General features: G+C 52.4%; 18 protein-coding genes. 1 reads left to right on the top strand and 17 read right to left on the bottom strand.

Annotated features, from left to right (window positions below):
- Positions 1-306: 306 nt before the first annotated feature.
- The 15 genes from glmS to asnC form a co-directional block, all read right to left on the bottom strand.
- On the bottom strand, positions 307-2,136 hold the full coding sequence (glmS, locus tag HVZ37_RS22385) for a glutamine--fructose-6-phosphate transaminase (isomerizing) (protein WP_044256178.1): 1,830 nt from the start codon (positions 2,134-2,136) through the stop codon (positions 307-309).
- Positions 2,137-2,372: 236 nt separating this feature from the next.
- A complete protein-coding gene (gene glmU, locus HVZ37_RS22380; protein ID WP_044268158.1) occupies positions 2,373-3,743 on the bottom strand; it encodes a bifunctional UDP-N-acetylglucosamine diphosphorylase/glucosamine-1-phosphate N-acetyltransferase GlmU in 1,371 nt (456 codons plus the stop codon).
- A 313-nt stretch (positions 3,744-4,056) separates the two neighbouring features.
- On the bottom strand, positions 4,057-4,476 hold the full coding sequence (locus HVZ37_RS22375) for a F0F1 ATP synthase subunit epsilon (protein ID WP_003023809.1): 420 nt from the start codon (positions 4,474-4,476) through the stop codon (positions 4,057-4,059).
- A 20-nt stretch (positions 4,477-4,496) separates the two neighbouring features.
- A complete protein-coding gene (gene atpD, locus HVZ37_RS22370; protein WP_003023806.1) occupies positions 4,497-5,879 on the bottom strand; it encodes a F0F1 ATP synthase subunit beta in 1,383 nt (460 codons plus the stop codon).
- A gap of 26 nt (positions 5,880-5,905) precedes the next feature.
- Positions 5,906-6,769 (bottom strand): F0F1 ATP synthase subunit gamma, encoded by an 864-nt coding sequence (gene atpG, locus HVZ37_RS22365; RefSeq protein WP_005121458.1) that lies wholly within the window; start codon positions 6,767-6,769, stop codon positions 5,906-5,908.
- 50 nt (positions 6,770-6,819) lie between these two features.
- Positions 6,820-8,361: a F0F1 ATP synthase subunit alpha gene (gene atpA / locus HVZ37_RS22360; protein ID WP_042998753.1), complete on the bottom strand. Its 1,542-nt coding sequence runs from the start codon at positions 8,359-8,361 to the stop codon at positions 6,820-6,822.
- 12 nt (positions 8,362-8,373) lie between these two features.
- A complete protein-coding gene (gene atpH / locus HVZ37_RS22355; protein ID WP_042998754.1) occupies positions 8,374-8,907 on the bottom strand; it encodes a F0F1 ATP synthase subunit delta in 534 nt (177 codons plus the stop codon).
- Positions 8,908-8,921: 14 nt separating this feature from the next.
- A complete protein-coding gene (atpF, locus tag HVZ37_RS22350; RefSeq protein ID WP_003827022.1) occupies positions 8,922-9,392 on the bottom strand; it encodes a F0F1 ATP synthase subunit B in 471 nt (156 codons plus the stop codon).
- Between the two features lie 59 nt (positions 9,393-9,451).
- Complete coding sequence (gene atpE, locus HVZ37_RS22345) at positions 9,452-9,691, bottom strand: F0F1 ATP synthase subunit C (protein WP_000429386.1); 240 nt, start codon at positions 9,689-9,691, stop codon at positions 9,452-9,454.
- A gap of 46 nt (positions 9,692-9,737) precedes the next feature.
- A complete protein-coding gene (gene atpB, locus HVZ37_RS22340) occupies positions 9,738-10,553 on the bottom strand; it encodes a F0F1 ATP synthase subunit A (protein ID WP_042998755.1) in 816 nt (271 codons plus the stop codon).
- An 8-nt stretch (positions 10,554-10,561) separates the two neighbouring features.
- A complete protein-coding gene (gene atpI / locus HVZ37_RS22335) occupies positions 10,562-10,942 on the bottom strand; it encodes a F0F1 ATP synthase subunit I (RefSeq protein WP_042323565.1) in 381 nt (126 codons plus the stop codon).
- Between the two features lie 616 nt (positions 10,943-11,558).
- Positions 11,559-12,182, bottom strand: a complete 624-nt coding sequence (rsmG, locus tag HVZ37_RS22330) for a 16S rRNA (guanine(527)-N(7))-methyltransferase RsmG (RefSeq protein ID WP_042998756.1) — start codon at positions 12,180-12,182, stop codon at positions 11,559-11,561.
- A 64-nt stretch (positions 12,183-12,246) separates the two neighbouring features.
- Entirely contained in the window at positions 12,247-14,136 is a 1,890-nt protein-coding gene (gene mnmG, locus HVZ37_RS22325; RefSeq protein WP_104445856.1) for a tRNA uridine-5-carboxymethylaminomethyl(34) synthesis enzyme MnmG, read from the bottom strand.
- Positions 14,137-14,515: 379 nt separating this feature from the next.
- Positions 14,516-14,959 carry an FMN-binding protein MioC gene (gene mioC / locus HVZ37_RS22320; protein ID WP_042998758.1) on the bottom strand — a complete coding sequence of 148 codons (444 nt, stop codon included), beginning with the start codon at positions 14,957-14,959 and terminating at the stop codon, positions 14,516-14,518.
- Positions 14,960-15,047: 88 nt separating this feature from the next.
- Entirely contained in the window at positions 15,048-15,506 is a 459-nt protein-coding gene (asnC, locus tag HVZ37_RS22315) for a transcriptional regulator AsnC (protein WP_042323573.1), read from the bottom strand.
- A gap of 150 nt (positions 15,507-15,656) precedes the next feature.
- Here asnC and asnA point away from each other — a divergent pair, with 150 nt between their 5' ends.
- Positions 15,657-16,649 (top strand): aspartate--ammonia ligase, encoded by a 993-nt coding sequence (asnA, locus tag HVZ37_RS22310; protein ID WP_181627986.1) that lies wholly within the window; start codon positions 15,657-15,659, stop codon positions 16,647-16,649.
- A 2-nt stretch (positions 16,650-16,651) separates the two neighbouring features.
- On the opposite strand, the gene viaA is transcribed toward asnA, so the two are convergent.
- Together viaA and ravA are read right to left on the bottom strand one after the other, a co-directional pair.
- Positions 16,652-18,103: an ATPase RavA stimulator ViaA gene (gene viaA, locus HVZ37_RS22305; RefSeq protein ID WP_130097587.1), complete on the bottom strand. Its 1,452-nt coding sequence runs from the start codon at positions 18,101-18,103 to the stop codon at positions 16,652-16,654.
- Positions 18,097-19,593: an ATPase RavA gene (gene ravA / locus HVZ37_RS22300; RefSeq protein ID WP_181627985.1), complete on the bottom strand. Its 1,497-nt coding sequence runs from the start codon at positions 19,591-19,593 to the stop codon at positions 18,097-18,099. Before ravA ends, viaA begins: the two co-directional genes overlap by 7 nt.
- Between the last annotated feature and the right edge of the window lie 89 nt (positions 19,594-19,682).

Below are 19,682 nucleotides of genomic sequence, written 5' to 3'. Positions count from 1 at the left end.
AAGATTTTCGTAAATCATTGTTAAGTGGCTACGATGAGCAAAATAGGACAAACAGGTGACAGTTAAATGTACGAAATATGACAGTTTTATGACAATGAAAATTTCCGTTAAATCAGAATGATTTTTTTCCTGTTTATCATTAAGTTAACTGAAAATATGACAATAGCTTTTCAGGAAAATTTTCTTTTTGTGACACTGAAAAAAGTAGCTGAAGATGACGATTTGTCACAGTAAAACGGCGGGAAAATTGATTAAAAACAGCACAGGAATGATAAAAAAGCCCCGCTTTCGCAGGGCATGAGTGTTTTACTCGACGGTAACTGATTTTGCCAGGTTACGCGGCTGATCCACGTCGGTACCTTTAATCAGCGCCACGTGATAAGCCAGCAGTTGCAGCGGCACGGTATAGAAGATCGGTGCAATCACCTCTTCCACATGCGGCATCTCAATGATGTGCATATTGTCGCTGCTGGCAAAACCGGCGTCCTGATCAGCGAAGACATACAGCTGACCGCCACGGGCGCGCACTTCTTCAATGTTGGACTTCAGTTTTTCCAGCAGTTCGTTGTTTGGTGCAACAACGATAACCGGCATATCGGCATCAATCAGCGCCAGCGGGCCGTGTTTCAGCTCACCTGCCGCATAGGCTTCTGCGTGTATATAGGAGATCTCTTTCAGCTTCAACGCGCCTTCGAGAGCGATCGGATACTGATCGCCACGGCCCAGGAACAGGGCATGGTGTTTGTCAGAGAAATCTTCAGCCAACGCTTCAATGCGTTTGTCCTGAGAGAGCATTTGCTCGATACGGCTCGGCAGCGCCTGCAGGCCATGAACAATGTCATGCTCAATGGACGCATCCAGACCTTTCAGACGCGCCAGTTTCGCCACCAGCATCAGCAGAACGGTTAACTGAGTGGTAAAGGCTTTCGTCGACGCCACGCCGATTTCCGTGCCGGCATTGGTCATCATCGCCAGATCCGATTCACGTACCAGAGAAGACCCCGGAACGTTACAGATGGCGAGTGAACCCAGATAGCCCAGTTCTTTCGACAAACGCAGGCCTGCCAGCGTATCCGCCGTTTCACCCGACTGAGACAGCGTGATCATCAGGCTATTACGGCGTACTGCTGATTTGCGGTAGCGGAATTCAGAAGCGATTTCGACGTCGCACGGAATACCGGCCAAAGATTCAAACCAGTAGCGAGAAACCATCCCGGAGTTGTAAGACGTGCCACACGCGATGATCTGGATATGCTCAACCTGAGACAACAGCTCGTTAGCTTTTGGCCCAAGTTCGCTTAAATCCACTTCGCCGTGGCTGATGCGCCCGGTCAGAGTGTTTTTAATCGCATTCGGCTGTTCGTAAATCTCTTTCTGCATGTAGTGGCGATAGATACCTTTATCACCCGCGTCATATTGCAGATTAGATTCGATATCCTGACGCTTCACGTCCGCGCCAGTTTTATCAAAAATCGCGACGGAACGGCGAGTCACTTCCGCAATATCGCCTTCTTCCAGGAAGATAAAGCGACGGGTCACCGGCAGCAGCGCCAACTGATCGGAGGCGATAAAGTTTTCGCCCATTCCCAGACCGATAACCAGCGGGCTACCTGAACGTGCAGCCAGCAACGTATCTGGATGACGGGTATCCATGATGACCGTACCGTACGCGCCGCGTAGTTGCGGGATGGTACGCAGCACAGCATCACGCAGCGTACCGCCCTGTTTCAGCTCCCAGTGCACTAAGTGAGCAATTACTTCGGTGTCGGTTTCTGAAACGAAGGTATAGCCACGCGCTTTAAGTTCTTCACGCAGTGGTTCATGGTTTTCGATGATGCCGTTATGCACCACCACAATGTGTTCAGAAACATGCGGATGCGCGTTTGCTTCTGAAGGTTCGCCATGCGTAGCCCAACGGGTGTGAGCAATACCAGTACCGCCATGCAGCGGATGTTCTTCCGCAGCCTGAGACAGCATCTGTACTTTACCCAGACGACGCAGACGGGTCATATGACCTTCTGCATCTACCACGGCCAGACCCGCAGAGTCGTAACCACGGTATTCCAGACGACGTAAACCTTCGAGAAGGATTTCAGCTACATCACGTTGCGCGATAGCGCCAACAATTCCACACATAGTTTTTTATTCCGAATCAAGGCATTATGCCTGTCGTTGTCTTTCGACCTGTATGCCCGTATTTTGGGCGCCCCGAGCCTTGTAGAGAGTGGGGTTATTTTTATGGGTACTGCTGGGGGGAAATATATCTTTATTTCCTCACCCGGGTTGGCCTGATGCAGGCAACGCCTTATCCGGCCAACAAAACATCACTGAACGTAGGCCGGATAAGCGAAAGCGCCATCCGGCAAAAATATCTACTTTTTCTTCACCGGGCGTTTCCAGCCCTGCTTATTCACCTGCGGAACACGGCTGATGACCAACTCATTATCAGCCACGTTACGGGTGACGGTGGTCCCGGCAGCGATGGTTGCCCCATGTCCTACGGTCACCGGCGCCACCAGCTGAGTATCGGATCCGACAAACACATCGTCGCCAATAATGGTTTTAAACTTGTTCGCGCCGTCGTAGTTGCAGGTAATGGTGCCTGCGCCAATGTTCACGTTGTCGCCAATTTCCGCATCGCCCAGATAGGTCAGGTGACCGGCTTTTGAGCCTTTGCCGAGACGCGCTTTCTTCATCTCGACGAAGTTACCGACGTGAGCACCTTCCATCAGTTGCGCACCAGGGCGCAGACGAGCAAAGGGTCCAATGGTGCAGGCCGCGTCCAGATGGGCATCTTCCACTACGCTGTACGGGCTGATTTCACAGTCATCACCAATAACGCTGTTTTTAATGACGCAGCCCGCGCCAATCTTCACGCGATGGCCCAACGTGACGTGGCCTTCGATGATAACGTTAGTATCAATTTCAACATCTCGCCCGTGAACGAGCGTACCGCGCAGGTCAAAACGCGCCGGATCGCGCAGCATCACGCCCGCCAGCAGCAGTTTTTCTGCCTGCTCGGACTGGTAAACACGCTCCAGGCGGGAGAGCTGAAGACGGTTATTTACCCCTTCAGTTTCGCTAATACGCGCCGGATGTACCGCCGCAATCTCACGCCCTTCCTGGTAGGCCATCGCAATGATGTCGGTGATGTAGTATTCACCCTGCGCGTTGTTATTGGTCAGTTTAGACAGCCAGCGTTTCATGTCCGCGCCATTGGCAATCAGGATCCCGGTGTTGATCTCCTGAATCCTGCGCTGTTCCTCGCTGGCATCTTTATGCTCAACGATGCCGGTCACTTTGCCGTTTTCACGGGTGATGCGACCATAGCCGCTCGGATCGTCCAGCACGACGGTCAACAAACCGATGCCGCCCTGGGGTTTAGCTTCACGCAGGCGAGTCAGGGTTTCAACGGAGATCAGCGGGACATCACCGTAGAGCATTAAAATGTCTTCATCATCGCCAAAGAACGGCGCTGCCTGCTGCATCGCATGGCCGGTGCCCAGCTGCTCCGCCTGTAACACCCAGTTAAGGTTGTCTTCTTTCAGGCTTTCTTTAAGCAGATCGCCGCCGTGCCCGTAGACCAGATGAACCTGAGAAGAGCCCAATTCATTTGCTACATCAATGACATGCTGAACCATCGATTTCCCGGCAAGGGTGTGCAGCACTTTTGGAAGATCGGAATACATGCGTGTGCCTTTGCCTGCGGCAAGGATCACTACGCTCATCGCTTTATTCAACATACGCGCCCTGACTGTAATTTGAGAACGAATTTATACCGTTTCACGTTGAAAATACTACATTTTTTTCGTCGTGAAATGGGCAGAGGATAAAACACACAATCGCGAATTTTCCCCAACGAAGATAGAGACATTTTCGTCCATTGCTGCGACTTTTGTCTTCTGAAATGTCACCTGATATCGCGATTAACGCGCCAGGCTAATGTTTTTGCTCTTTTTTTGATCCATAAAGAAAGATGACGCAAACAGCACATTAATGACAGGCAAAAAAAAACCAGCCTGAAATCAGACTGGTTTTCATTTTTTCAACCCGGTGTTACATCGCTTTTTTGGTCAACTCGATAACGCGCAGTTTCGCGATCGCTTTGGCCAGTTCCGCAGATGCCTGAGCGTAATCCACGTCACCATGAGAGCTCTTAATGTGCTCTTCAGCCTTACGTTTCGCTTCCAGGGCTCTCGCTTCATCGAGATCCTGCCCGCGAATCGCGGTATCAGCCAGTACGGTCACGCTGCCAGGTTGCACTTCAAGAATGCCGCCAGACAGGTAGATAAACTCTTCATGACCGAACTGTTTAACGATGCGGATCATACCAGGCTTAATGGCGGTGAGCAGTGGGGCGTGCCCTGGGAAAATACCCAGTTCACCTTCACTACCCGTTACCTGGATTTTCTCGACCAGACCAGAGAACATTTGTTGCTCTGCGCTGACGACGTCCAGGTGGTAAGTCATTGCCATATCACCCTCCGATTAAGGCGTTAAAGTTTTTTGGCTTTTTCTACGGCTTCGTCGATAGAACCAACCATGTAGAACGCCTGCTCTGGCAGGTGGTCATACTCGCCTTCCATGATGCCTTTAAAGCCACGGATGGTGTCTTTCAGGGAAACGTATTTACCCGGAGAACCGGTGAATACTTCCGCAACGAAGAACGGCTGGGACAGGAAGCGCTGGATCTTACGCGCACGTGCTACCACCAGTTTGTCTTCTTCAGACAGTTCATCCATACCCAGGATGGCGATGATGTCTTTCAGTTCCTGGTAACGCTGCAGCAGGGACTGTACGCCACGCGCGGTGTCGTAGTGTTCCTGGCCAACCACCAGAGGATCCAGCTGACGGCTGGTAGAATCCAGCGGGTCAACGGCCGGGTAGATACCCAGAGACGCGATCTGACGGCTCAGTACCACGGTTGCATCTAAGTGAGCAAAGGTGGTGGCTGGCGACGGGTCAGTCAAGTCATCCGCAGGTACGTATACCGCCTGAACGGAAGTGATAGAACCGGTTTTGGTAGAAGTGATACGTTCCTGCAGAACACCCATCTCTTCCGCCAGGGTCGGCTGGTAACCTACCGCTGATGGCATACGACCCAGCAGTGCGGAAACTTCCGTACCGGCCAGGGTGTAACGATAGATGTTATCGACGAACAGCAGTACGTCACGACCTTCGTCACGGAATTTCTCTGCCATGGTCAGACCGGTCAGTGCAACGCGCAGACGGTTTCCCGGCGGCTCGTTCATCTGGCCATATACCAGGGATACTTTATCCAGAACGTTGGAGTCGGTCATTTCGTGGTAGAAGTCGTTACCCTCACGAGTACGTTCACCTACGCCCGCAAACACGGAGTAACCGGAGTGCTCGATCGCGATGTTACGGATAAGCTCCATCATGTTTACGGTTTTACCTACACCCGCACCACCGAACAGACCCACTTTACCGCCCTTCGCGAACGGACACATCAGGTCGATAACTTTGATACCGGTTTCCAGCAGTTCCTGAGAGCTGGACAGCTCTTCATAGGACGGTGCTGCGCGGTGGATAGCCCAACGCTCTTCTTCACCGATATCGCCTTTCATGTCGATCGGGTGACCCAGGACGTTCATGATACGACCCAGGGTTGCTTTACCTACCGGGACTTCGATCGGGTGCTCGAGGTCTTTGACTTCCAGACCACGACGCAGACCGTCGGAAGAACCCATTGCGATGGTACGTACGATACCGCCGCCGAGCTGCTGCTGAACTTCCAGCACCAGACTCTCTTTACCATTCATAACCTCAAGAGCATCGTACACGCGCGGTACGGCATCCTGAGGGAATTCGACGTCAACCACGGCGCCGATTACCTGGACAATTTTTCCAGTAGCCATCTTGAATCCTCTACGAATTAACCTGGTTATACCGCGGATGCACCACCGACGATCTCGGTGAGTTCCTGAGTAATGCTGGCCTGACGAGCTTTGTTGTATACCAACTGCAGCTCTTTAATCAGGCTGCCGCCATTGTCGGTCGCGGCTTTCATCGCCACCATACGTGCGGCCTGCTCGCTGGCCAGGTTTTCTACCACGCCCTGATAAACCTGAGATTCAACGTAACGACGCAGCAGGGTATCCAGCAGCGGTTTCGGATCAGGTTCATACAGGTAATCCCAGGCTTTTTGTTTTAACTCTTCATCTTCTGATGCCGGTAATGGCAGCAGTTGAGTCAGCGTCGGAACCTGAGACATGGTGTTGATAAATTTGTTACTGACAACGTACAGTCTGTCCAGACGACCTTCATCGTAAGCCTGCAGCATCACTTTAACCGGACCGATCAGTTCGGACAGGGAAGGGTTATCCCCCATACCGGTTACCTGCGCAACCACATTACCGCCAACGGAATTAAAGAAAGACACGCCCTTAGAGCCGATCATTGCGATGTCGCACTGAACGCCTTTATCGGACCATGTTTTCATATCCGCCAGCAGCTTTTTGAACAGGTTAATGTTCAAGCCACCGCACAGACCACGGTCAGTCGACACCACCAGGTAGCCCACGCGTTTAACGTCGCGTTCTTCCAGGTACGGGTGCTTATATTCCAGATTACCATTCGCAAGGTGACCAATCACTTTGCGCATGGTCTCTGCATAAGGACGGCTGGCCGCCATGCGATCCTGCGATTTACGCATTTTGGAAGCGGCGACCATCTCCATCGCTTTAGTGATCTTCTGCGTGTTCTGGACGCTTGCGATCTTACTACGTATCTCTTTTGCGCCGGCCATGAGCTTCTCCTCAATGCCTTGCGGCCTGTCCTAAGACAAGCCGCCAGACGTTACCAGGACTGGGTTGCTTTGAAGGAATCGAGGATAGCTTTCAGCTTGCCTTCGATTTCGTCGTTATAGTTACCAGTCTGGTTGATTTCTTGCATCAGCGGAGCATGGTCACGGTCGACATAAGCCAGCAGAGCGGCTTCGAAGCTACCGATTTTCGCCAGTTCCACATCTTCGAGGTAACCGCGTTCAGCCGCGAACAGAACCACACCCTGTTGTGCTACAGACATAGGGGCATACTGTTTCTGCTTCAGCAGCTCGGTCACTTTCTGACCGTGGCTCAGCTGTTTACGGGTTGCTTCGTCCAGATCGGATGCGAACTGAGAGAACGCAGCCAGTTCACGATACTGTGCCAGCGCGGTACGGATACCACCGGACAGTTTCTTGATAATCTTGGTCTGAGCAGCACCACCTACACGAGATACGGAGATACCCGGGTTAACCGCCGGACGAATACCGGAGTTGAACAGGTTAGTTTCCAGGAAGATCTGACCATCGGTAATCGAAATTACGTTGGTCGGAACGAACGCAGAAACGTCACCCGCCTGGGTTTCGATAATCGGCAGAGCGGTCAGGGAGCCGGTTTTACCTTTCACTTCACCCTTGGTGAAGTTCTCAACGTATTCCGCGTTAACGCGGGATGCGCGCTCCAGCAGACGGGAGTGGAGGTAGAACACGTCGCCCGGGAATGCTTCACGTCCTGGCGGACGACGGAGCAGCAGGGAAACCTGACGGTAAGCAACAGCCTGTTTAGACAGGTCATCATAAACGATCAGCGCATCTTCACCGCGATCACGGAAGTATTCGCCCATTGCGCAACCGGCATACGGCGCCAGGTATTGCAGTGCGGCAGATTCAGACGCGGTCGCTACCACAACGATGGTGTTAGACAGGGCGCCGTGTTCTTCCAGTTTACGAACCACGTTAGAAATGGTGGACGCTTTCTGGCCGATAGCCACGTACACACATTTAATGCCGGAATCACGCTGGTTGATGATGGCATCGATTGCCATCGCGGTTTTACCGGTCTGACGGTCACCGATGATCAATTCACGCTGACCACGACCGATTGGGATCATGGCATCAACGGATTTATAACCAGTCTGCACCGGCTGATCGACGGACTGACGTTCAATTACGCCTGGTGCGATAACTTCGATTGGCGAGAAGCCATCGTTATCAACCGGACCTTTACCGTCAATCGGAGAACCCAGTGTGTTAACCACACGGCCCAGCAGGCCACGGCCAACCGGAACTTCCAGAATACGACCCGTACACTTAACCTTCATACCTTCGGCGAGGTCAGCGTATGGACCCATCACCACTGCACCCACGGAGTCGCGCTCCAGGTTCAGTGCGATAGCGTAACGGTTACCCGGCAGGGAAATCATCTCACCCTGCATACAATCGGCCAGGCCGTGAATGCGGATAACACCGTCACTTACAGAAACAATAGTACCTTCGTTGTGAGCTTCACTCACAACATTGAACTGAGCAATGCGCTGCTTGATCAGTTCGCTGATTTCGGTGGAATTCAGTTGCATGCTCCAGTCCCCTTAAGACTGCAAGACGTCTGCAAGACGTTCAAGACGGCCGCGTACGCTGCCATCAATGACCATATCACCCGCACGGATGATTACGCCCGCCATTACAGACTTATCGATTTTGCAATTCAGCTTAACTTTGCGTGACAGACGTTTTTCCATCGCAGCGCTAATCTTCGCAAGCTGTTCTTCACTCAGTTCGTTCGCGGAAGTGACTTCTACCTCAGAGATAGACTCACTCGCGGCACGCAGGTGAATAAACTGCTCAAGAACATCCGGGAGCGCGTTCAGACGGTTATTCTCAGCCATCACCTTAATCAGGTTCTGACCGTTTTCGTCCAGTTGCTCACCGCAAACTGCGATAAACGACCCGGCGAGCGTTTCCGGCGCCAGTGCGCCAGAGAGAAGCTCTGCCATTTGTTCGTTCTTAGTCACCTCGGCGGCAAACGCCAGCATGTCCTGCCAGCGCTCTACACTTTGGTGTTCGACGGCAAAGTCAAAAGCTGCTTTGGCGTAGGGGCGAGCTACCGTAACAAATTCAGACATCAGCCCCTCCCTCCTTACAGTTCAGCGACAAGTTTATCCACGATGTCGCTGTTAGCAGCTTCATCCACGGAACGTTCGATGATCTTCTCGGCGCCAGCAACAGCCAGGATAGCAACTTGCTTACGCAGCTCTTCACGGGCACGTTTACGCTCGGCATCAATTTCCGCCTGCGCCTGGGCCACGATTTTAGTACGTTCCTGTTCTGCTTCCGTTTTGGCTTCGTCCAGGATCTGAGCGCGACGTTTGTTCGCCTGCTCGATGATTACCTGAGCTTCCGCCTTCGCTTTTTTCAGCTGGTCGGTCGCGCTGGCCTTTGCAAGGTCAAGATCCTTGTGTGCGCGTTCAGCAGAAGCAAGACCGTCAGCAATTTCTTTTTGACGCTTCTCGATGGCAGCCATTAACGGCGGCCATACATACTTCATGCAGAACAGAACAAACAGGACAAACGCGATGGCCTGGCCGAGGATTGTTGCGTTAAGATTCACAGCACAATGCCTCTATCTAGTTAACGTTCTGATATTGCTCTTAATTCAAGCAACGCTTACTACGCGACAGCGAACATCACGTACAGACCCAGACCTACAGCGATCATCGGGATAGCATCCACCAGACCCATAACGATAAAGAACTGAGTACGCAGCAGAGGAATCAGATCAGGTTGACGCGCTGCGCCTTCCAGGAATTTACCCCCGAGGATGCCGATACCGATCGCAGCACCGATTGCCGCCAGACCCATCATCACAGCGGCAGCCATGTACAGCAGATCCATATTCAGGTTTTCCATGACAGTCTCCAGTTTGTTTCAGTTAAAACGTAGTAGTGTTGGTAAATTAATGCTCTTCAGACGCCATCGACAGATAGACGATCGTCAGAACCATGAAGATGAAGGCTTGCAGCGTAATAATCAGGATGTGGAAAATGGCCCACGGCACATTCAGGATCCACTGTGACCACCACGGCAACAGACCAGCAATCAGAATGAAAATCAGCTCACCGGCATACATGTTGCCGAACAGTCGCAGACCGAGAGAAACCGGTTTAGACAGCAGACTTACCCCTTCAAGGATTAAGTTGACAGGGATGAACGCCCAGTGATTGAACGGCTGCAGCGTCAACTCTTTCGCGAAGCCACCGATGCCTTTCATTTTGATGCTGTAGAACAGAATGAGGATAAATACGCCGAGCGCCATGGACAGGGTAACGTTCACGTCAGCAGACGGAACCACGCGCAGTGCAGGCAGACCGAAGATATGCTCGCCGATGTACGGCAGCAAGTCGATTGGCAGTAAGTCCATCAGGTTCATCAGGAATACCCAGACGAAGATCGTCAGGGCCAGTGGTGCAATCAGCTTGCTTTTGCCATGGTACATGTCTTTCACGCTACCATGCACAAAGCCGATTATCAGCTCAATCGCGGTCTGAAACTTGCCTGGTACGCCGCTGGTCGCTTTTTTGGCCACGCTGCGGAACAAAGCCAGGAACAACAGACCCAGCACCACCGAGAAAAACATGGAGTCAATATTGAGCGTCCAGAAGGTGGCTGGGGGGTTATGCGGATCCACCAGCGAGAATGTACGCAGGTCCAACTGAAGGTTGTTCAGATGGTGTCCTATGTAATCCTGCGGCGTCATATTTTCTGAAGCCATGATGCCTTTTACCCTTTGTTGTTAATTACAGCCGGCGCCAGTATCTGAACCACCAGCACCAAAACCCACGTAACGATCAGCGGCAAAAATACCGCCTTGAAAACCGCCAGCGCCACCACCAGCAAAATCAGCATCGCTAACACCTTGAAGGCTTCGCCGAAGGCGAACGTCCAGGCCACTCGGCCTTTAGCAGGTGTATGCGCCTGGTGACGCCAGGCAAATATCATAAACAACACGTTAGGCAGAAAGACTGCCATACCTCCGCATATTGCGGAAGTGCCCCAGAAGAGGTCTTTGAGGCTGAACAGCAATCCACTTGCTACTACCGCCAGAAACTGAATGAACAGAAGCTTACGAGCAACGTTTCGACTCAAGAGCGACACAGACATCACGTTTTTAACTCCTGCTCCCTTCGAGGTATGCCGCGTGTCGTATAAAACGTTCTTTGAGGCTTAGAGTCAAGCATCAAAAAGCGGTCAAATTATACGGTGCGCCCTCGTGATTTCAAACAATAAGTAGCTAAAAGGTGAATAAATGTTTAAATATTTTTCCCTGGCCCACATTTATGACTTTTAGCCAAACTGTGAACGATCATGCAAAACTGCAAATAGCGCGTAAACACTGGTGTTAAAGCGTGCTTCAGATCACATATTGAGCATATTCGCCCCGACGGTATTTATTTACTTGGCAAATGATGCCTTTTCAACTTTCTGATATTTAAGCCTAAAATCACTCACTCTTTTAAAAACGACCGATTACATCTCAAAAACCAACCATTGACATTTTTAATAAAAATTCAACACTCGAGAGTGATTCTACGCCTGGATTTTTAGCAGCCTGATATTTTCAGTGTTGACTAATTTTGTCTTTAGCCAAAAAAGCCACGTTGCCCTGTTGATAATAGACAGTAAATGTGGCGTTAAGTGTGACGACTTATATCGGCAAAAATGTCTCAGTGTTTTAACAATAAAAAGACCGATTTTTCTCTATTTTTTTTGATAAATATTAAATTTTGTTTGGCTTAATCACCACCAGATGGCGCTCACCTTCCAGATGCGGAACCTGCAGTTTAACTACCGATTCAACACAAAACGCAGGAGGAAGCGACGCTATTTCGTCTTCCGGTAGCTGGCCTTTCAGCGCATAAAAACAGCCCTTCTCGCCCGGAAGGTGGTGACACCAGCTCACCATGTCATTGAGTGAAGCGAACGCCCGGCTGATCACGCCATCAAACGGTGGCTCTGCGGGAAATTCTTCCACACGACTTTGCACTGGCGTGATGTTAGCCAGCTTCAGCTCATGCTGGACCTGACGCAGGAAACGCACGCGTTTACCCAGACTGTCGAGCAGGGTGAAATGCGCTTGCGGACGCACAATGGACAACGGAATGCCCGGCAACCCCGGTCCGGTACCGACATCAATAAAACGCTCACCCTGCAAATGCGGTGCCACGATAATACTGTCGAGAATGTGACGAACCAGCATCTCGTTGGGATCCCGCACAGAGGTCAGGTTGTACGCTTTGTTCCATTTGTGCAGCATTTCAACATACGCAATCAGCTGATTTTTCTGATGATCGGTAAGCGAAATGCCGGCGTCTGCCAGCAGGCGTGAGAGTTTGTTGAGCACGGTGATTACCTGTTTTAACTAATTTGCCCGGTAAGCAATGCGCCACCGGGCAACGTTCAACACATTAAGCGCTGCGGCGCAGCATACCCTGTTTTTTCAGCCACACCAGCAGAATGGAGATAGCGGCAGGCGTGACGCCAGAGATGCGCGATGCCTGGCCGATCGAAACCGGCTTGTGATCGTTTAGCTTGGCAATCACTTCATTCGACAGGCCAGATACCTGGCGGTAATCCAGCGTGGCAGGCAGCAGCGTGTTTTCATTGCGCTGCTGTTTTTCAATCTCATCCTGCTGACGAGCGATATAACCTTCGTACTTCACCTGGATTTCAACCTGCTCAGCAGCCTGCGCGTCTTCCAGTGCGGGGGCAAACGGCGTCAGGGTCGTGAGCTGTGCATAGGTCATTTCCGGACGACGCAGCAGATCTTCACCACTGGCTTCACGAGACAGCGGCGCAGTAAGGTGAGCATTCACTTCGTTGGCCGATTCCGCCGCAGGCGTCACCCAGGTAGATTTCAGGCGCTGGCGTTCGCGTTCGATGTTCTCCAGCTTCTCGTTGAAGCGAGCCCAACGCACGTCATCCACCAGCCCCAGTTCACGCCCCATTTCGGTCAAACGCAGATCGGCGTTGTCTTCGCGCAGCATCAGACGGTATTCGGCACGCGAGGTAAACATGCGGTACGGTTCTTTGGTGCCCAGCGTGCACAGGTCGTCGACCAGTACGCCGAGATAGGCCTGAGAACGTGCCGGTGCCCACCCCTCTTTGTCTGCGGACAGACGCGCGGCATTGAGCCCTGCAAGCAGGCCCTGGGCAGCAGCCTCTTCGTAGCCGGTGGTACCGTTAATTTGTCCGGCGAAGAACAGGCCCTGGATAAATTTGCTTTCCAGCGTCGGTTTCAGGTCGCGCGGGTCGAAAAAGTCATACTCAATGGCATAACCCGGACGGACGATTTTCGCGTTCTCCATCCCTTCCATTGAGCGGACAATCTGCATCTGCACGTCGAAAGGCAGGCTGGTGGAGATCCCGTTCGGGTAAATTTCATTTGAGGTAAGCCCTTCCGGCTCCAGGAAGATCTGGTGCTGGTTACGATCGGCAAAGCGCATCACTTTATCTTCGATCGACGGGCAGTAACGTGGCCCGATCCCTTCGATCACACCTGCATACATCGGGCTACGATCGAGGTTATTACGGATCACGTCATGGGTTTTCTCGTTGGTATGCGTGATATAGCACGGCACCTGTTGTGGGTGCTGGGCAGCATTGCCCATGAACGAGAAGACCGGCATTGGGTTGTCGCCATGCTGCTGCGCCAGCACGCTGAAATTAATCGTGCGTGCATCGATACGCGGCGGGGTGCCGGTTTTAAGACGGCTTACGCGCAGCGGCAGTTCGCGCAGACGACGAGAGAGCGGAATGGATGGCGGATCGCCAGCACGGCCACCGCTGTAATTATCCAGACCAATATGAATTTTGCCGTCAAGGAAAGTTCCAACGGTTAACACTACCGCTTTGGCGCGGAATTTTAGCCCCATCTGGGTCACAGCGCCAACGACACGATCGTTTTCAACAATCAGATCTTCAACCGCCTGCTGGAAGATCATCAGGTTGGGTTGGTTCTCCAGCGCGGTACGCACCGCCTGACGGTACAGCACACGATCCGCCTGAGCACGGGTAGCGCGAACCGCCGGTCCTTTGCTCGCGTTTAGTATCCTAAACTGGATACCTGCCTGGTCGATTGCTTGTGCCATCAGCCCGCCGAGCGCATCCACTTCTTTTACCAGGTGTCCCTTCCCAATACCGCCAATCGCCGGGTTGCAGCTCATCTGCCCCAGCGTGTCGATATTGTGTGTCAAAAGCAGGGTTTGTTGACCCATACGCGCTGCGGCCATCGCGGCCTCAGTGCCTGCATGACCCCCGCCAATGATGATGACGTCAAAAGGATCCGGATAAAACATGGTAATTGCCTCGCATAACGCGGTGTGAAAATGGATTGAAGCCCGGGCGGTGGATTCTACTCAACTTTGTCGGCTTGAGAAAGACCCCGGGATCCTGGCTATTAAAAAGAAGATCTTTTTATTTAAAGATCTGTTCTATTGTGATCTCTTATTAGGATCGCCATTGGCTGTGGATAAGGCGGATCCCGGTATTAAGATCAATACTTTGGTAAGGATCATTAGCTGTGAATGATCGGTGATCCTGGTCCGTATAAGCTGGGATCAGAATGAAGGGTTATACACAACTCAAAAACTGAACAATGGTTATTCTTTGGATAACTACTGGTTGATCCAAGGTTCCTGACAGATTTATCCACACACGATCGCACGATCTTTACACTTATTTGAGTAAATTAATCCACGATCCCAGCCAGGCTTCTGCCGGATCTTCCGGAATATCGTGTTCAAGGATGTTGATCTTCAGCGTTTCGCCGATCTGTCTGGCTCCGGAATGCTTCAGTTCAGCTTCGATCTTCTCGATAGCGCCACAGAAGGTGTCATACTCGCGACTGCCGATACCGATCGCACCGAAACGAACCTGCGACAGATCTGGTTTTTGCGATTGAAGATCTTCATATAAAGGAACAAGGTTATCCGGAATGTCTCCCGCACCGTGCGTGGAGCTAATGACCAACCAGATCCCGGAGGCAGAAAGATCCTCTAACAGCGGGCCGTGCAGGGTTTCAGTAGAAAAACCGGCATCTTCCAGCTTTTCAGCCAGGTGTTCTGCAACATATTCAGCGCCGCCGAGGGTGCTGCCGCTAATAAGAGTTATGTCAGCCATACGAGCCCATCCTGTTAAAGAAGGGCTATTGTACGCTGTGAGTGAGCTGGGATCTACCTGTGGAAAAATGTGGGATTAAAAAAGGCGATCACGGCTTGATGGTACGCATAATCGGGTTTTGCAGGACGATCAGCGTCTCGGTGGACTGAATTTCATCAATTGTTTGGATCTTGTTGATAAGTACATGCTGGAGGGCATCGATCGACCGGCACATGACCTTAATAAAGATGCTGTAGTGGCCGGTGGTGTAGTACGCCTCAGTGACTTCATCCAGGCTTTCCAGTCTGGCCAACGCCGAAGGATAGTCTTTGGCGCTTTTGAGAATGATGCCGATAAAGCAGCCGACGTCATAACCGAGTTGCTTCGGGCTGACGTCAATGCGCGCACCGGTGATGATCCCCGCCTGTTTCATTTTCTCCACACGCACGTGAATGGTCCCAGGACTGACGCCAAACTGTTTTGCCAGTTCGGCGTAGGCGGTACGGGCATTTTCCATTAAGGCATCCAGAATGCCTCGGTCCAGATTGTCGATCTGATAATTTTCCATCGCTTTTTCTTATGTGTATTAATGATTCTCTCTATTTTAGCGGGTAATTTTAACGAAACAAAATCGAATCAGGCTTTTTGTTTGTTGATTATTGAATATTGCCCTCATTCTGTTGCTTAATCATAGGCAACAGGACGCAGGAGTAAAAAAATGAAAACCGCTTACATTGCCAAACAACGCCAAATTAGCTTCGTGAAATCTCACTTCTCTCGTCAACTGGAGGAGCGTCTGGGTCTGATTGAAGTCCAGGCACCGATCCTCAGCCGTGTAGGGGATGGCACGCAGGATAACTTGTCGGGCTGTGAAAAAGCGGTGCCGGTGAAAGTGAAAGCGCTGCCAGATGCCCAGTTCGAAGTGGTTCATTCGCTGGCGAAGTGGAAGCGTCAAACACTGGGACAACACGACTTCAGCGCTGGCGAAGGGCTCTACACGCACATGAAAGCCCTGCGCCCGGATGAAGATCGTCTCTCCCCGCTCCACTCAGTGTATGTCGATCAGTGGGACTGGGAACGCGTGATGGGCGACGGTGAGCGTCAGTTCTCCACTCTGAAAAGCACGGTAGAGGCTATCTGGGCGGGAATTAAAGCGACCGAAGCAGCGGTAAGCAAAGAATTTGGTCTGGCACCGTTCCTGCCAGAGCAGATCCACTTTGTTCACAGCCAGGAATTACTGAGCCGTTATCCGGGTCTTGATGCAAAAGGTCGTGAACGTGCGATCGCCAAAGAGTTAGGCGCGGTCTTCCTGGTGGGGATCGGCGGTAAGCTCAGCGATGGCCACCGCCATGACGTTCGTGCGCCGGACTATGATGACTGGAGCTCCGCATCCGAGTTGGGGTATGCCGGTCTGAACGGCGATATTCTGGTCTGGAACCCGGTGCTGGAAGATGCGTTTGAACTCTCTTCCATGGGCATCCGTGTCGATGCCGACGCGCTGAAACATCAGCTTAAGCTTACCGGTGATGAAGATCGTCTGAGTCTGGAATGGCACCAGGCGCTGCTGCGCGGTGAAATGCCGCAGACTATCGGCGGCGGCATTGGTCAGTCGCGCTTAACCATGCTGCTGCTGCAACTGCCGCACATAGGTCAGGTTCAGTGCGGTGTATGGCCTGCACAGGTCCGTGAAAGCGTTGCTTCGCTGCTGTAATCTTATCGCCGCCAGCGTCTGAGCAGGCGGCTTCGCATCCCGGTATCAAAGCGCCAGATATGATCGAAAATGCGCATGATGCCGGGTTTGCCATGTGCTGACATCGCCACCGCGTGAAAGCGATGTTGATGAACCCGCTGCAGCTCTCCGACTTTACTCACCACTTCGTCAGGCAACCGCTGGGCGATAAAATCTGAAATCACCACCGCATCGGCATCAAACCACTCTCGTCCCTGCATGCGTTCAATAATGGCGCGAAAACAGCTGGCGATATCCGTACCGCCGCGAAAGCGTTGGCTCAGAAAGCGGATAGCCTGCTCAATGCCTTGTGGGCCGGAAAGCTCATAGCGCACCACTTCGGTGGAAAACAGCATGATGAAGCAACGACGGTTATCGGCAAGGGCAATGCGCATCAGGGCCAGGCAAAAGGCCTTTGCGCACTGTTCATTAAAGCCCCCCATTGAGCCGGAGGTGTCAACGCACACAATGAACGGCCCGCGCGGCTGTTCATCGAAATCCTGATGAATCACCGGTCGTTCAGTGACCTTCTCGCGCCAGGCTTCACCGTGCAGACGATAAGTGAGCAGTTGTTTTTCCACCAGCCGCCGGTAGAACTCATATTCCAGTTCTGTTATGCCGAGCGTGGCCAGTTCCGGTGGCAACAGACGCAGAATATCGTCACTTTGCTGAATACCATCAACCTGCTCAGGAACCGTTGCGGGCTCGCGCACCAGCGTGCGAAAGGTCTCCATCGGCGCATCTTTTCGTGGAACGGATTTGGCTTCCCTGGAACGCCCCAGTTGCTCTGCCAGTCGCATCAACTCCGGCTGTTCGCGCAGAAAATCACCATACTTCACGATCAACTGATAATCACCGCGTCTGAGCTGACCGGCGCTCATATCCCACAGGCGGCCTGCAGCGGTTTCGTTTTCTGCCAGAACCGGATCCAGTTGCCCGCTCAGGGTCATTCGTTCCTGAACTTCACTCAGTAACTGCTCACGCTCTTCTTCAAGCAATTGCTGATTCAGTGTCGTGGTCTGCACCACCAGACTTAAGCGCCAACGCTGTAAAAAGAGCGTGTGCAGGGCGGGGGTGAATATCGTGTTGCTGTCCACCAGTTGCTGCGCCTGTCCGGCATACGGCGAGTGCAGCCGGTGTAATAGCGTCAATATTTGCGGTAGCTGGACGATGAACTGCGCGGTGGAGAGAAGCTGGCTCTGCTGGTAGCACATCACCTCTTCCGTCAGCTCTGGCGGTACGCGTGCATCTTTAAGCCGCCGACGAAGCGCTTCGCGCCAGCGCGGTAGATCGTCCGTGATTGCCGCTTTCAGACGGGGAAATTTTTCAAAAAAGACCGCCAGCTGTGGCGAGGCCAGCAGCGCGAGGATCATCTCTTCGATCATCCCCTCTTCACTGACGGCTAACATGACATTGAGTGTATCCAGTGTCAGCATTGTTGCGCCTGACGGATCTGCTCACCGACATCCTGAAGGCTGGCCTCAATACGACCTAACCAGTCGCTATGAATAAACAGGCACTTTTGCTGTTCGCTAAAGCGGGTATGCTGCTGGCGCCAGTCGTTTTCCAGCGCCTCCAGCTGCTGCTTGATTTCGCCGGGCATGGCTTCTTCCGAAGAACCAGGAAGCGCCAGGCGCGTGCCCTGTAGACTCACATCGCGCACAACCAGATGCTGGGCGCTATCGACTTCCATATTCAGCGTCTGAGCAAACCCGATCCCGTTGAGTTTACCGCGGATCTCGCCCCCTTTCGCCAGCCATTGCTCCAGCGCGCTGCGATCAAAAGCGATGTGGATCACTTCCATATCATGCAATTTCAAGGGTTTTTGCAGAAGTAGCGTTAGAGTTGTCGCAGTGACCTCGGCGGGCAAATCGTAATGCGGACGACGGCTGAACATGCCACCCTGACGCAGCACGGTAAACGCGGTTTTATCGCTTTGTTGCTGCTGTAACTGAATGCGTTGCTGGACGATACCGCCGAGGCGTGTCAGCATGGTTTGCTGTTGCCAGGCGTGTCCGGTCATCAATATTTCGAGCTGTTGCTGCATCAGGTTCAGGCTCTGGGCGTCGTACCACAGGCAGTCCTTTAGCAGAATGAGATCGATAGGGGCAACGGCGTCACGCCCGCTAAAGAAGGCGCTGGCCTGTAACAGACGAATCGCTTTTTTCCAGCGACGGTCTGAGACGTAAGGCGCATTCGGCAGATTATCCAACTGCTGGCGCAGCGTAAAAATCAGCTCAAAAACATGATCGGGCAGCGTAATTGCGCCAATGTCTTTCTGCCAGCGGTAATACTCTTCATCGCTCACCTGTAGTGAGGCGGGAACCGGGTTTTCGCTTTCGTCCTGTTGGTTTACCAGTAAGGAGCGAAAGTTAGCTTTGTCCTGCACTTTGTCCAGCCACAGACGGATCAGCATACGGTCGTACAGTGCTTCCAGACTGCTGTCTGCTTCCGGTAGTTCGTTGGAGGCGGCCACCAGCAGGCGCATGGGGATTTTTTCTTCGTGCGCGCCGTTGCGAAAGTGACGTTCGTTAATCGCAGTCAGCAGGGTATTGAGGATTGCCGGACCCGCTTTCCAGATTTCATCAAGAAAGACGATTTCCGCTTCGGGAAGATAACCGGCGGTTAAGCGTTCGTAACGACCTTCATCTTTAAGCGCCTGAATAGAGAGTGGGCCAAAAACCTCTTCCGGCGTGGAAAAACGCGTCATCAGATATTCAAACGCCCGCGCATTCTGGAAGGCAAATTTCAGCCGACGGGCAATCAGGCTTTTGGCGATCCCTGGAGGGCCAAGTAAGAAAACGCTTTCGCCGCTCAGGGCGGCCAGCAGGCAAAGCCGAATGGCGTGACTGCGCTCATAGAGACCTTTTTCCAGCGCGCTGCTCAGGTGGGAAATTCTTTCCGCTAATAAATGTGGGTGAGCCATAATAGAGTGGCGTCCTTTCATAAATGTACTGCGTTAACAGCGAGTATAGACGTTTCGGTTCACTGGCTGAACTTGTTCGGGAGGCTGTT

This window comes from Citrobacter sp. RHB35-C17 (genome assembly GCF_013816795.1).
GTDB lineage: Bacteria > Pseudomonadota > Gammaproteobacteria > Enterobacterales > Enterobacteriaceae > Citrobacter_A > Citrobacter_A amalonaticus.
This window is presented reverse-complemented; position numbering and strand designations above follow the sequence as displayed.